We start from the raw sequence: 15,075 nt of genomic DNA on the forward strand, positions 1-15,075 counted from the left end.
TGTTATTTTTTTTACCTTATTTAATCAATTTAAAACCTGTTTTTTCTAATGTTTTCTCTTCTAATATCAGTATGGTATCGGATTTTTTACCCACTTTAAAAAAGCCTTATTAATCACTGCTTTTTACTTTTGATGATTAAAGTTTTTACTTGTTTTTTCCGAGGTTCGCTTGGCCTCTTTTCCAGTTTTTAAAACCATACTGACAGACAAAAAGCGGCTTTTCTTAACACCTGTATTTATCATTGGTGAAAACTCAGCGGTGATAGTCAAGGCGTTAAAAATCAGCAATATGAAGGATGGTTTATATATCCGTTATCTTTCAAGTTGCCTCTTTGTTGGCTGCGCTCGTTCACCCCGGTCACATTGTTCTCTATGCTCCCGGGGATTCGCTCCCTTGCCGTCGCGATGCATCTTGAAATCCATAGGGTATAGATTAAAACCATCCTTTAAACTGGAAAGAATAATGCCTGTACAGGAGAAATAGGCGTTACGGTATTTAACCTCTGGCTGTTCCTGCTTTTTTACGGCATTTATCTACATCTTTCAGCAATTGATTGACATGATCATCACCAAACAGGGTTTCCAATGTGGTATTCAGTTTTCGCCGCCAGTTAGGGTATTCCATTACCGTACCTGGAATATTGACAGGTTTATCCATATCCAGCCAATCTTCGGGTTGCAGTCCCAGTAGTGAGCAGGCACTGTGGGCAATATAGCGATGTAACCCTTGGTTTATCATCGGTGACATTCCAACCTCTTTTGCCGTGTCACCGATATGTTCCGGGATACAGCCGTAGCGATGTAAGCCTTCTAATAACCCTTGTTTGCTAGCTTGACGTTCGGTATATAACCCTTGAAGCAGGTTTTTATCAGGATATAACTTGAGTGATTCCCCAAGTGTCAAATCGGCGCTTTGCCAGAATCCACGTAAAGTAGGTAAATCATGGGTGGTGATGGTCGCCATTGCTTGTATCGGGTAATCCTCAGGTGCGCGGTATTCCCCATTGCCGTGACGCTCAAAGTAGAGCACTTTATAAGAATAGACACCGCTATCGCGCAGCTTGCCCACAATCTCTTCCGGTACAATACCCAAATCTTCACCAATGACCAGACAGCGATGGCGTTGACTTTCTAATGCCAGAATCGCCATTAGATCATCAACTGGATAGTGTACATATGCTCCTTTGTCGGCCGTTTCGCCATAGGGAATCCACCAAAGCCTAAGCATCGACATAACGTGGTCAATGCGTAGCGCACCGCAGTAAGTCATATTTGTGCGCAGCAGCTTAATGAACGGCTGGTAAGCTTGAGATTGCAAAACATGAGGATTCATTGGTGGTAAGCCCCAGTTTTGACCTAGTGGGCCCAGTGCATCTGGTGGTGCTCCCACTGATGCTTTGGTGCAGTAAACAACCCGGTTGCACCAGGTTTCCGAGCCTCCTTCCGCTACGCCGACGGCCAAATCACGGTAAATTCCAATGGGCATGCCACTTGTTTGGCTTTGGGTAAAGCAGTCTGCAAGCTGAGTATCGGCCAGCCATTGTAGCCAGAGGAAAAATTCCACTTCCTGCGGGTGAGATTGGCAAAATGTTTGTACCGCTTCACCGTGCGGATCGCGGTACTTTTCCGGCCATACCGGCCAGCCCCAATAGGTACTATTTTCAGCATATAACCGGCAATGCAGAGCGTCATAGACAGCTTGATAGTAGAGACATTCACCACCTTGGATGACAAATTGGTGGAAAGCGGTTTTTGACGGATCATGTTCTGGACGAGTGCTGAATTGTTGATATGCCAGACGTAGTGCTGCCATTTTCAACGCCATAACTGTGGTGTAATCTACCCATTCCGCGTTACGGGCATCCTGTAACATGCGTTGAGTCGTCGCTGTTTGCCACCATCTCTGTGCTTCTTCATTGTGTTTGAAATCTTCAACCTGATTAATATCAATGTAAATCACATTAAGCCAGTTGCGTGAAGAGGGGCTATAGGGACTGGCGCTTTCTGGTATGGTCGGATATAGCGCATGCAATGGATTTAGCCCGATGAAGGCCCCACCGCGTATTGCTATCTCTTTCAGCATGTGTTTCAGGTCGCCAAAATCGCCAATTCCCCAGTTGTTTTCTGAACGCAGAGTATAGAGTTGCACACAGGCACCCCAAAGTTTTTCTCTCCTTAGTAGAGCATCGGGTTCATAGCAGCGTTTGGGGGCCACGATAATCTGCATAGACCAGCATTGGCTTCCTTGTATCAGAGTGAGGCGGTGGTATCCCAGAGCAAGCGTATCAGGTAGCATCAGTTTATGGCAGCAATGCCCCTGAAATTCCTCTCCTTGTTCTGTCCGTATCTGCCATTGGTAGCGCTCTTCATCTTTCAGAGTGATCGTGAAGTGTTCACCTTGAGTAAAAATTTTTACTGTCGGCAAGGGTGAAACCGGCGCATTGGCCGGTTTGTTTACGTTTATCGCATCTAACAAGCGATGTCGGGTTTCCGTTGGAATCGCTTGTGGCTTGCCATAAGCATTAATGTAGCTGGCGACAATGCCAGCCTCGGTCGCTAAATGATCGAGGCTCTTCTCCCCCATGATCTTTCCTTATCGGTTTGCTTGCCAGATGCGCTGTTGATAATCACGGATTGTTCGGTCAGAGCTGAACATACCCATCCGAGCGGTGTTCAGAATGGCGCTACGTGTCCAATGTTGAGTATCGCGGTACAAGGTATCGATCCGTTTATGTGCATCACAATAGGAGGCAAAATCAGCTAGTACCAGATAAGGATCGCCGCCTTCAATCAGACTATGTAGCAGCATATCGAATGCTCGCTTATCGCTATAGCTGAACTCGCCGCTAGCCAGTGCTTTGAGTATGTTGTCCAGATGTTGATCTTCCTTGAGTAGTTTCAGTGGGTCATAACCGGCAGCTTTTAAGGCTTTCACTTCTTCTACGGTATGTCCGAAGATGAAGATGTGGTCATCTCCTACCTGTTCGGCAATTTCAACATTTGCTCCGTCTAAGGTGCCGATAGTTAGTGCCCCATTCAGTGCCAGTTTCATGTTGCCGGTACCGGAAGCTTCTTTACCGGCTGTGGAGATTTGTTCTGAAACATCGGCCGCCGGGATCATGAGCTCCGCGACAGAAACTTTGTAATCGGGGATAAAAGCGATCTTAATGCGATCACGGACGATTGGATCGTTGTTAATTTTCTCCGCCGCCTGATTGATGGCAGAGATAATGTTTTTTGCCAAATAGTAGCCCGGTGCGGCTTTTGCACCAAACAGGAACACACGTGGAACGATGTCCAGCGCCGGATTTTCCTGAATTTGTTTATAGAGCGATAGGATATGCAACAGGTTCAGATGCTGGCGTTTATATTCATGCAAGCGTTTAATTTGCACATCAAAAATGGCGTTTGGATCTAGCTTGAGCCCCATCACTTTATTGACATAATTGGAGAGCAAGATCTTGTTGCTTTGTTTGATAGCTCGGTACTCTTCGCGGAAAGCGGCGTCATCTGCATAGGGCTCAAGTGTTTTAAGGGCGTCAAGATCGTTAATCCATTCGCGATTAAGTGTACGGTCAAGCAATCCTGACAGTGCCGGGTTACACTGTTTGATCCAGCGACGTGGGGTGACGCCATTTGTCACGTTGAGAAATTTATTCGGCCACAGTTGATGGTATTCAGGAAACAGATCCTTAACGATGAGCTGTGAGTGCAGCGCAGCTACCCCGTTGACGGCAAAGCCCGCGACGACGCAAAGATTCGCCATTCGTATCTGATGGTTATAATGTACAGCTAATTTTTCCCATACGGCTGGCTCGCCGGGCCAGGTTTTGTCCACCAACTTTTTAAACCGGTAGTTAATTTCTTTAATGATGCTGTAATGCCGTGGTAGCAGGTGGCTGACTAGATCTTCGTCCCAACATTCTAAACCTTCTGGCATCAGGGTGTGGTTGGTATAGGCGAAAGTATGGCTGGTTATCTCCCATGCGGTTTCCCAACTCATCTGGTGTTTATCCAGCAGAATGCGCATCATTTCAGGGATGGCAATCGTTGGATGAGTATCGTTAAGTTGGATAACTTCATACTTAGGCAGATCTTCTATTTTGCGGCCCGCCAGAAGATGACGACGCAGGATATCTGCGACGGAGCAGGCACACTGGAAATATTGTTGCATCAGACGCAGGCGTTTGCCTTCTTGATGATTATCATTCGGATAGAGAACTTTCGTTAGCTTAGCGGCTTCAACACCTTGCTGTTCTGCTGTCAGGAACTGCCCGGCGTTGAATTTGTCGAGATCAAATGGAGAGGCATGGGTTGCTTGCCACAGGCGTAATGGTTGAGTAACACCATTGCGATAACCAATGACCGGTAGATCCCAGGCTTCTCCAATCAAGGTAAATTCAGGCTGCCAAGTTTCGTGTCCATCATCGGTTATGACGACTTTGCCACCAAAATTTACCTCAACATCTAACTGAGTGTTGTGACGGAACCAGGGATAGGATTCTCGTCCCCAATTATCGGGTTCTTCAATTTGTTGCCCTTGTTCAAAGGATTGGCGGAACAGGCCGTATTGATAATTCAGACCATAGCCAATGGCCGACTGACCGACGGTTGCCATAGAGTCAAGAAAACAGGCGGCAAGCCGTCCCAGTCCACCGTTACCTAAAGCGGGGTCGGTTTCTTGTTCCAGAAGATCACTTAAAATGATATTTTCTTCTGCCAGGTAAGCCTGAACGTCTTCATACCAACCAAGGTTAAGCAGGTTGTTTGCGGTTAAACGGCCAATCAGAAACTCCATAGAGATGTAGTTCACATGGCGTTGTTGCTCGGAATGATTGATGACAGGGCATGCGGGCACCAGTTCTGACAGGGCCGCACTAACGGCTTGCCACCACTGATGCTGAGTCATTTCCTGTGCTGAACCGAGGCCAAAGCGCTGCCATTGACGTGTCAGCGCAGCCTGAAACTGGGCTTTATCTAATCTGGACTGTTGCATGGAGTCTTCATCCTGTAGCTGAAAAGGAAAATTTAACCACTATGCTGAATGCTCTCAGGATCTAAAGCATCATCCTGGAGAGGTATTAGTCAGGGAGGAGTAGAAGGGCGTAGCCAGTAACTATATTGCGTATCACTTTTGTATTTACTGAGTTCATTTTTTTCCAGTGGATCGATTAAGGTAATTTGCTAATCGCTTCCATAACTTATCTGTAGAAAATGGAATTTGCTGTTCAAGAATGTGATAGGGTGCGCAACTTAATGCTATGGGGGGCGTAAACATATTTGCAAAAGCCATCTATTTCACTAAATTTGGTTGGGCCAATTAATGGCGTTATTACGGACCATGAAATAAATCATTTAAATATACCCAATGGATTTCAAGATGGATCGCGACGGCAAGGGAGCGAATCCCCGGGAGCATAGCAAACTATGTGACCGGGGGTGAGCGAGTGCAGCCAACAAAGGGCAACTTGAAAGATGACGGGTATATATGGTTCCGGCGCAGGTTTTACTTATCGCTTCTTTGGGCACGGAAATTAATGCTTATCCCATCAAAACTGAGTCGTCCCGTTCGTCTGAATAATACAGTCTTGCGTGAGCGTCTGTTAATCAGACTGAATGAGTCGTCTAATTATCGTCTTGTGCTAATAACTAGCCCCGCGGGTTATGGCAAAACCACATTGGTCTCTCAGTGGGCTGCCGGGCAGGATAATCTGGGATGGTATTCTTTAGATGAGAGCGATAATCAGCCGGAACGTTTTGCCAGTTATCTTATCGCGGCATTGCAGCAAGCTACGCAGGGACATTGTGTTAAAAGTGAAGTGTTGGCTCAAAAACATCAATATGCCAATTTACCCGCGCTTTTCGCTCAATTATTTATTGAACTTAGTGAGTGGCGGCGGCCCATTTTTCTGGTGATTGATGATTACCATCTGATTGTGAATAACATGATTCATGAGGCTATGCGGTTTTTCCTGCGTCACCAGCCTGAGAATCTGACGTTAACCATCTTATCGCGTAATTTGCCTTCTCTTGGGGTGGCTAATCTGCGTGTGCGTGAGCAACTGCTGGAAATTGACAGTCAGCAACTGGCGTTTGATTATCAAGAAACGCAGCAATTTTTTGATAAGCGGTTAACCACATCCCTTGATGCCGACGATTGTAAGCGCCTATGTAATGAAGTCGCGGGTTGGGCAACGGCGCTCCAGCTTATTGCGCTGTCAGCACGGCAGTCGTGTGATGCTGCTGAACTGTCGGCTAAACGTTTGTCGGGCATTAACGCCGGCCATCTTTCCGATTATTTGGTGGATGAGGTACTCAATCAGGTGGGTAGTTCAACGCGTGAATTTTTGTTACGCAGCTCTATCTTACGTTCCATGAATGACGGCTTGATTGTTCGTCTAACCGGTGAAGAGAATGGTCAGCAGCGTCTTGAAGAGACTGAACGTCAGGGGCTGTTTATCCAGCGTATGGATGACTCTGGCGAATGGTTTCGCTTTCATCCGCTTTTTGCTTCATTTCTACGTCAACGTTGTCAATGGGAAATGGCGTTGCAATTGCCGGAGTTGCATCGGGCGGCCGCAGAAGGTTGGTTGGCGCAGGGGTATCCGGGTGAGGCGATTCATCATGCCTTGGCTGCGGGGGATACGGCTATGCTGCGCGATATTTTGTTGCAACATGCTTGGTCGCTGTTTAACCACAGTGAGTTATCTCTGTTGGAAGAGTGTATGAATGCGTTGCCTTATGAGCAGCTCTTGGAGAGTCCGCGTCTGGTGCTGCTCCAGGCTTGGCTGGCCCAAAGCCAACATCGTTATTCAGAAGTCAATACCCTGTTAAACCAGGCGGAACAGGCACTGCAACAGAAACAAATTGCTATAGAGCCGGATCTGCTCGCTGAATTCGATGCGCTACGGGCTCAGGTGGCGATGAACAGTGGTAAGCCGGAGATGGCTGATAAGTTGGCGAAACAAGCTTTGGCGGCACTGCTTCCTCAGAATGAATACAGTCGTATTGTTGCAACTTCCGTGGAAGGTGAAGTATTACATTGTAGAGGTGAGTTGGCTGATGCATTAGCGCGGATGCAACAAACCGAGCAGCTTGCGCGTCGTTTTCATGTTCATCACTATGCGTTGTGGGCGCTGTTGCAGCAAAGTGAGATCTTATTAGCTCAGGGATATTTGCAGACGGCTTATGAAACGCAGAATAAGGCATTTGAATTGATCCGTGAACAGCATTTGGAGCAGTTGCCAATGCATGAATTTTTGTTGCGTATCCGTTCACAGCTTTTGTGGTGCTGGTCTCGTCTTGATGAAGCCGAAGAGGCGGCACGTCGTGGGCTGGAAGTGTTGTCTAACTTCCAACCTCAACAGCAGTTGCAATGTTTAACCCAGTTGGCTAAATGCTCTTTGACCAGAGGGGATATTGATAATGCCCGCCGTTATCTGGCGCGTTGTGAAAACCTGCTGAGTAATGGGCAGTATCATAGAGATTGGCGTACGAATACTGACAAGCTGCGAGTCATCATCTGGCAGAGTATGGACGACAAAAGCGCCGCTATTCGGTGGTTGGCACAGACTGAGCGGCCAGAAAGCGTCAGTAATCATTTTAATCAGGGCCAGTGGCGCAATATTGCTCGTGCTCAGATTCTGCTTGGTTTGTATGATGAAGCTGAGTCCATTTTGGATACACTGAATCAACATGCGAGAGAATTGCAATTAATCAGCGATCTGAATCGTAATTTATTGTTGTGTAACTTGCTTTACTGGCATATCGGACGCAAAAGCGAAGCGCAGAGTGCACTCATTGAGGCGTTGTCTCTGGCTAACCGTACAGGATTTATTAGCCATTTTGTCATTGAAGGTGAGTTGATGGCCCAACAGCTACGTCAGCTTATTCAGCTCAATACCTTGTCTGAACTGGAGTTGCATCGGGCGCAGCGCATTTTGCGGGATATCAATCGTCAACATCGCCATAAATTCGCTCATTTTGATGAAAGTTTTGTCACACAGTTGCTAACACATCCTGATGTTCCTGAGCTTATTCGCAATAGTCCGCTTACACAGCGTGAATGGCAGGTGTTGGGGTTGATTTACTCAGGCTACAGTAATGATCAGATTGCCGCAGAGTTGGATGTAGCGACGACAACGATTAAGACACATATACGGAATCTGTATCAGAAGCTAGGGATTGCGAATCGCCAAGAGGCGATTCAGCAAGCACAACAATTGATGCAGATGATGGGATTAGGTGTATGACAGATATTTTAGGGTTCTAGCGAAACTACCCGCCCTTTCAGGTTACGACTGAGTATGTGTGCTGACAGGATTAGCGTGGTACCGAGTAGCATAACTAACACGAGTGACTGTTTGAGCGAAAATGGCAACGCCATAGCAATGAGCGAGAGAGCGGAGCCGACAGCCATCTGGACGAATCCTATCAGTGCAGAAGCGACACCGGCTTCGTCAGAATAAGGTTCTAGTGCATAACTGGTCGCAGGTCCCATAACAAATGCCATACCTGTACAGGCGAAAGAAACCGGCAACATATAGCTTAGCCAGTGCTGGCTGGCGACAGTTGGCAGATGCATGCCAGAGAACAGAGATAGGCTAGCCAGTGCCATTAGAATTGTCCCTAACAGCAGGCAGCAAGGGCGGCCAAGTCGATGGATGATTTTATTGGCGGTTAGGAAGGCGATCATCGTCCAGAGTCCGTTGCCACCAAAAATCAATGAAAATGCTAGCGGTGAAATATGGCCCTCAGTCATTAGCACGGTTGGTGCAAATGAGACATAGGTAATCACTATTCCCATAATGCCGGCATTAACCAAGGCAAAATGCATAAACTGGGCATTGCTAAGAATTTGGAAATATTGCTTCAGTGGTAGCCCGCGAATTGGCTTAGTGTTAGCAGGGCGCGTCTCTGGTAGCCAGTTGGCAATGATCAGTAGTGCAATAACCGAGTAGCAAGTCAAAAACCAGAATGGCGCTCGCCAGTTGAACATTTCGGCCAGAATACCGCCAAGTAACGGAGCAAGAGCAGGAACAATATTTAGCGTACCGTTAATAAATCCATAGGCTTTGGCCGCTTCGTCACCGTTTAGGCGATCACGCACACCACTAATGCAGACGACACTGGTACAGCAGACAGCACATCCTTGAATAATTCGCGCGGCAATAAACATTTCGGGAAAAGTAGAAAGCGCTGCGATCACCGAACCGATGATATATAAGGTGATACCCGTTAGGGCTACTGGCCGACGGCCGAATTTATCGACCAGTGGTCCAGAGATTAATTGACCTAGCCCCATAATTAATAAAAACAAAGAAATCGTTGACTGAATGACTTCATTATTAACTTTAAAATCCTCGGCAATGGCAGGAACCGTAGGCAAGAATACATCGATACCCAAAGGTCCAAAAAGTGCCAAGCTAAGTAGTAGAAGAATATAATTTTGCATGTGTGTTCTTTTAATATTTCAGTAATGGTGGTGGTTTTATTGGTAAATAGGCTCAGTGGAATTCGTTCTTTAGCGTCACCAACGAGCTTGGATATACCAGAAATCCTACTGGCGAGTCATTTTAAGCTAGCGATAGGGGTGTTCAAGGATCATACACAGACTGAACCCTTTACTTTTTTTAAAGCCTGAACTTTATACGAGCTATTCACTGGTGTAAACCAGCCAGCTTGTGTGGATATCTTAAATATAAGCAAATGATCTTGCGCTGTAGCATCAGCTTATTTTTCACTCGATATACCCGTTATCTTTCAAGTTGCCTCTTTGTTGGCTGCACTCGCTCACCCCGGTCACATCGTTATCTATGCTCCCGGGGATTCACTCCCTTGCCGTCGCGATCCATCTTGAAATCCATAGGGTATAGAGGATTTTGGTACAGTTTTTATGGGGTTTGTACAGAATTTCTTATCATTAACCCTATAAATCAGCAGTTCTGCATGCTATTAACCAATCATTCAAAATAATAATATATTTTATACAAAATACTTTAATTTTTTAAATGTTTTTTGGGTTCTTGCAGACTTTTTGTTGATATAAACTAATTTTTAGTAAATATTGTCTTATATATTAAAATCTGATTTTATTTGTTGTGGTTATAAATAGTTAATCAAGGTAATTAAAATGATGGAAAATGGAAAACGGTTTGAAGATATGCTTTCTCGCTTTGTTGGAAACGGTCCTTATTTAGAAATTGATGGTGAAAAGTATATTGATGCAGCTTCGGGGACATTTAACCTTCCACTTGGGTACACTAATCGCAGAATAACTGAAAAATTAAAACAGCAGATCGACAGATGTACACATCTAAGTTCAGCTTATACCCATGAAATGTCACAATATATTTTGGATAAATTAGTTAAACATAGCCCTAAGGGCATTGATAGAATATGGTTACGTGATGTTTCCGGCTCTGGGGCGGTTGAATGCGCAATTCGTATCGCGCAAAAAGCAACAGGACGTTCAGGGGTTATCTCTTTCTTTCTGGCTCATCATGGTCAGTCTTTAGCTACAGCGCAAATTTCAGGTAATGCTTTTAGAATTAAAGACTTCCATGTCAACATTGATGGTTCTTTTAAAATTCCAACCCCTACTAGTGTCATGTCAGAGCTTGAACCGAATACAGAATCCAATCAATATTTTGACTTAGAACAATTTATTCAATTAGGGTCAAATGACAATATTGCCTGTCTTATCATTGAGCCTATTCAAGGAAATGGCGGAAATAACGTTTTCCCTGTTGATTTTTATCGTAAGATCAGAGACATCTGTCATAAACATGACATTATTATTATCGCAGATGAAGTACAGACCGGATTTGGCCGTACCGGGACATTTTTTGCTTCAACCGGTTACGCCAAAGAATTAGAACCCGATATTATTGTTTTCGCTAAAGGTGCTGGTGGCATAGGTATTCCTACTGGTGGTGTGCTGATGCGGAGTTCATTAGATGTATTAGAGTCATTCGAACATTCCAGTACATCAGGCGCTAACCCGCTTTCATTAACGGCGCTTAACGAAATTATCGATATTATTGAAGAGGAACAAGTTCTGGAGAATGTGCAACGCAATGAAACTTATTTGCGTGATGGCTTACTCGCACTACAGCATAAATATCCAGAAATCACTGGCGTTAGGGGCGTCGGTTATATGTTTGGCTTTGATACGCCATCACCCGAATTTGCGGCACAAGCGATTGCAATAGCGAATTCTCATCACTTGATCATCCGGGGTTCTCGTTATGGTAAAGGTCGTGCACTTAAAGTTCGTCCACCATTAATTTGTACTCAGGAACATTTAAACGAAATTCTGTATAAGCTTGATCTGACTTTTGCTGATATGACGTTAAATATGCTGGATACCAAGGAGGTAGCGTAATGAAAGCACTTAAATTTAATCGGGTGTGGGATGTGCAAATCCAGGATGTTGAACCGTTACGCTGTGCTGAGCCTGATGATGTTGTTGTTGATATTGCGGTGTGTGGCGTTTGTGGTACGGATGTCGGGATTATCACCGGATCTTATCCTGTTGCTATTCCGGGAACCACGCTGGGCCATGAAACAACGGGGGTTATTACGCAAATAGGGAAGAGTGTCACGCGTTTTAATGTGGGTGACCGTGTTGTCATCAATCCGACCTATTCTTGTGGGCATTGTCGGATGTGCCAGACAGGCAGTCCAAATCATTGTGAGAAAAAATTGGGAACCGAAGCAGGGGTTTCCTATGATGGGGCATTTGCTGAGCAATATCTGGCTAAAGAGAGTTCGCTGATAAAGCTGGATGATCATGTCAGTATGGAAGAGGCATCATTGACTGAGCCACTCAGTTGTACGCTGACCGGGGTTGATAAACTGGGCATTACTCATACTAATATTCGTGCAGCGGTAGCTGGCGCAGGCCCAATGGGGATGCTCTACATTTGGGCTTTACATGCCAGAGGCGTTAAGGCTTTCATGGTCGAGAAAAACGAAAGTCGAATTCAATTTGCCAAAGAAAATCTGCCACCAGAATGTGAGCTGTATACTGATTTTGATGAGGCGTTAATACAGAAATATGGCGATAAATCAGCGCTTATCGATCTCTGTGTGGATACGACCGGTCAATTAACCGAATACGTTTTTGAACATTTGGCACCTGGCGGAAAATTGTTGAATGTGGCGCTTAAAGATAAGCATGCCAATCTTGATATCTTGAAAATTGCTGATAAGAGCCTTTCAGTGATTGGTTCCATCGATTCTCTGAATAACAGTTTTGAACGTGCTTATACCATGATCCGTGATGGTGTTATTCCAGCCGGTCGTCTGGTTAGCCAGGTTTTTGATTTTAATGATTACTTGCAGGCTTTTCTCACTGTGGGTTGCGATATTGCTAACAAAAGCCAAAAACCACTTTTTACTCCGAACTGTAAAGTGCTGATCCGTATCTCCGATCTAAAATAATGGAATGTTTCACATGGATAGATTTAATGTGATTTTTGATATCGATGGGGTCATTGTTGACAGTGAACAACTGCACTTTGATGTTCTTTGTGATTTGGCGCCCGACTATACACAGCATGTACAACCACAGCAACTTATTGGCCTGAGTTTGGAGGAAACGTTAGATTACATTGGGGTTCCAGCTCAGCAACAGAAAGAGATCACTGCTCAAATCGTCTCGGTGTACAAAAGTAAGCTGGCTAAAAGTTACCTTCGTCCAGGGATTTCCAGGTTGATATTGGCCTTACAACAGCACCGTATCCCTTTTGGCTTTGTCTCTACTGCGCCGCGGGAAGTCTGTTTGGCGAATATTGGATTGTTGGAATTGAGCGAAAGCCCGGCTTTAATCTCAGGTGACGATGTTGAGAGGACGAAACCTCATCCCGATCCCTATCTTGCTATGTTGAAATTGAAGTCTATGGATGTTCATCAGACATTAGTGATTGAAGATACCGATTTGGGAATTACAGCAGCAACGCAGGCAGGTATTCCCTACGTGTATGCTTGGCCTCATGCTTTATCGGTTGCGGAACAGTATCAACAGGCTACTCGTATTATTGGGGCGCTGACCGATATTCCACAATTTTCTAAAATTAATTTTGGGTAACTTAATGCCCTCCATGATTAGTCATATCGGAGGGCATTTTATTTATATAGATTATATAGAAGGAACATGAGTTGTCTGATCAAAATATTGTCTCTTTGGTAAAACAACCCATCATGGCAACGCGTGCCGCTTTTTTTATTGCCGGCTTTAGTCTTGCAAGTTGGGCACCCCTGATTCCTTTAGCTAAAGAACGGCTACAACTTGATAATGGCGCGATGGGGCTCCTGATGTTGGCGTTCGGTATTGGCTCTTTCATCATGATGCCGATAGCCGGCATGTTAGCCGCACGTTTCGGCTGTCGGCAAATCTTCACTTTATGTGCTTTGGTCGTGCTAGTGATGTTGCCAGGGCTAAGTGTATTACCTACACCGCTAACACTGGCTTGCGTTTTATTTATTTTTGGCGCAGGTATTGGTGCAATGGATGTTGTGGTCAATATCCACGCTGTCATGGTTGAGAAAATGGCTCGGCGGCCAATTATGTCTGGCTTTCACGCGTTATTTAGTTTGGGCGGGATCGCTGGTGCCGGTTCGGTGAGTGCATTGTTATCTTTGGGAATATCACCTCTCCAGGCGATGGTAATGGTGGTGTTGCTGGTTATTTTATTGTTACTGCCGGTATGGAGTGGATTATTAAACGAAGCCGAATCGGATAATACGCCATTTTTTGCTATGCCTCATGGGATCGTGATTTTATTAGGCTTTCTCTGTTTTGTTGCCTATATCATGGAAGGATCAATGCTGGACTGGAGTGGGATATTATTAACCAGCGTACATAATATCAGTAGTCATCAGGCGGGTATCGGTTATACCTTGTTTGCTATTGCTATGACATCGGGCCGCTTTCTCGGTGATAAGATTATTGCCCTTTATGGACACCGACGGGTTTTTATCAGCAGTGCTTTATTGGCTACTTCCGGGTTTATCCTTATTTACTCAGCATCGACCGCAATAATGCTAGGGCTCTCTTTCCTGATGATCGGGGCAGGATTATCTAATATCGCACCAATGCTTTTTACCGCTTCCGGTCAACAGAAAATTATGCCTGATTCACTGGCTGTTGCCGCGGTTTCTACTATGGGATATTCAGGGATTTTGCTGGGGCCTGCAATCATCGGCGGATTAGCGCATATTGTGACATTACACGGCGCTTTTGCTTGTATTGCTTTACTCTCTATCTCCTTACTTGCAGGATATAAATTGATTAATTCAAGCGGAAGATAATAGAGGGAGTTCCTATGGGTTTATCACAATATCATTGGCTTAATGAGCCATCTGATTGGCAATGTGGAAGCGGCTGGCTTAATGTCACTACAGATCATAAAACTGACTTTTGGCAACGAACATGGTATGGCTTTGAACGTCATAATGGTCATGTTTTTGGGCGTTATGTTGAGGATGATTTCACCTTTCAACTCTGTATTGAAGGCTGTTTTGAACATTTATACGATCAGGCAGGAGTCATGCTATTAGTCGATGAGAAACATTGGCTGAAAGGCGGAATTGAATATTCTGATGGTCATGCCTCGATTGGTAGTGTGCTAACACGTCATCATTCTGATTGGTCTATGGGCGTATTTCCTGGTGATGCTAGTAAATTTTGGTTACGTTTGACTCGTGAAGAGGGATATTTAAGACTGCAATATTCCACTGATGGTTTTCGGTGGCCATTGTTGAGGTTATCTCCTTTTTTTGAAGATAAACAACCTGTCTTTGTTGGTGCAATGTGTTGTTCTCCAGAGCGGCACGGATTACAGGTGCGGTTTTCTGATTTCCAATTGACACCACCAATAAAAAAACCATTGCATGATTTAAGTTAGCCAGACAGGCTTTAAACACCCGGAGCAATGTACTTCGGGTGTTATATACGTCATCTTTCAAGTTGCCTCTTTGTTGGCTGCACTCCCTCACCCCGGTCACATTGTTATCTATGCTCCCGGGGATTCGCTCCCTTGCCGTCGCGATCCATCTTGAAATCTATAG

General features: G+C 45.1%; 9 protein-coding genes. 6 read left to right on the forward strand and 3 right to left on the reverse strand.

What is annotated here, in order from left to right:
* Window positions 1-496 precede the first annotated feature (496 nt).
* Together malQ and malP are read right to left on the reverse strand one after the other, a co-directional pair.
* Entirely contained in the window at window positions 497-2,584 is a 2,088-nt protein-coding gene (malQ, locus tag PluTT01m_RS02385) for a 4-alpha-glucanotransferase (protein WP_011144855.1), read from the reverse strand.
* 9 nt (window positions 2,585-2,593) lie between these two features.
* Window positions 2,594-4,996, reverse strand: coding sequence for a maltodextrin phosphorylase (gene malP, locus PluTT01m_RS02390; protein ID WP_011144856.1), 2,403 nt, complete (start codon window positions 4,994-4,996; stop codon window positions 2,594-2,596).
* 541 nt (window positions 4,997-5,537) lie between these two features.
* Here malP and malT point away from each other — a divergent pair.
* Window positions 5,538-8,252: an HTH-type transcriptional regulator MalT gene (malT, locus tag PluTT01m_RS02395; protein ID WP_011144857.1), complete on the forward strand. Its 2,715-nt coding sequence runs from the start codon at window positions 5,538-5,540 to the stop codon at window positions 8,250-8,252.
* Between the two features lie 8 nt (window positions 8,253-8,260).
* Here the strand turns inward: malT and PluTT01m_RS02400 are convergent, their stop codons facing one another.
* Window positions 8,261-9,454 carry a multidrug effflux MFS transporter gene (locus PluTT01m_RS02400; RefSeq protein ID WP_011144858.1) on the reverse strand — a complete coding sequence of 398 codons (1,194 nt, stop codon included), beginning with the start codon at window positions 9,452-9,454 and terminating at the stop codon, window positions 8,261-8,263.
* A 681-nt stretch (window positions 9,455-10,135) separates the two neighbouring features.
* Between PluTT01m_RS02400 and PluTT01m_RS02405 the strand changes: the two genes are divergently transcribed.
* The 5 genes from PluTT01m_RS02405 to PluTT01m_RS02425 all read left to right on the forward strand — a co-directional run bounded on the left by PluTT01m_RS02405 (window position 10,136) and on the right by PluTT01m_RS02425 (window position 14,912).
* Window positions 10,136-11,386, forward strand: coding sequence for a class-III pyridoxal-phosphate-dependent aminotransferase (locus PluTT01m_RS02405; RefSeq protein ID WP_041380544.1), 1,251 nt, complete (start codon window positions 10,136-10,138; stop codon window positions 11,384-11,386).
* Entirely contained in the window at window positions 11,386-12,447 is a 1,062-nt protein-coding gene (locus PluTT01m_RS02410) for a zinc-dependent alcohol dehydrogenase (protein ID WP_011144860.1), read from the forward strand. Before PluTT01m_RS02405 ends, PluTT01m_RS02410 begins: the two co-directional genes overlap by 1 nt.
* A gap of 13 nt (window positions 12,448-12,460) precedes the next feature.
* The gene (locus PluTT01m_RS02415; protein ID WP_041379890.1) at window positions 12,461-13,093 is read left to right on the forward strand and encodes an HAD family hydrolase; all 633 of its coding nucleotides are present in this window, start codon (window positions 12,461-12,463) and stop codon (window positions 13,091-13,093) included.
* A 71-nt stretch (window positions 13,094-13,164) separates the two neighbouring features.
* Entirely contained in the window at window positions 13,165-14,316 is a 1,152-nt protein-coding gene (locus PluTT01m_RS02420) for an MFS transporter (protein WP_011144862.1), read from the forward strand.
* Between the two features lie 14 nt (window positions 14,317-14,330).
* Entirely contained in the window at window positions 14,331-14,912 is a 582-nt protein-coding gene (locus PluTT01m_RS02425; RefSeq protein ID WP_011144863.1) for a DUF1349 domain-containing protein, read from the forward strand.
* The last annotated feature ends 163 nt before the right edge of the window (window positions 14,913-15,075 follow it).

This window comes from Photorhabdus laumondii subsp. laumondii, from assembly GCF_003343245.1.
Lineage (GTDB): Bacteria > Pseudomonadota > Gammaproteobacteria > Enterobacterales > Enterobacteriaceae > Photorhabdus > Photorhabdus laumondii.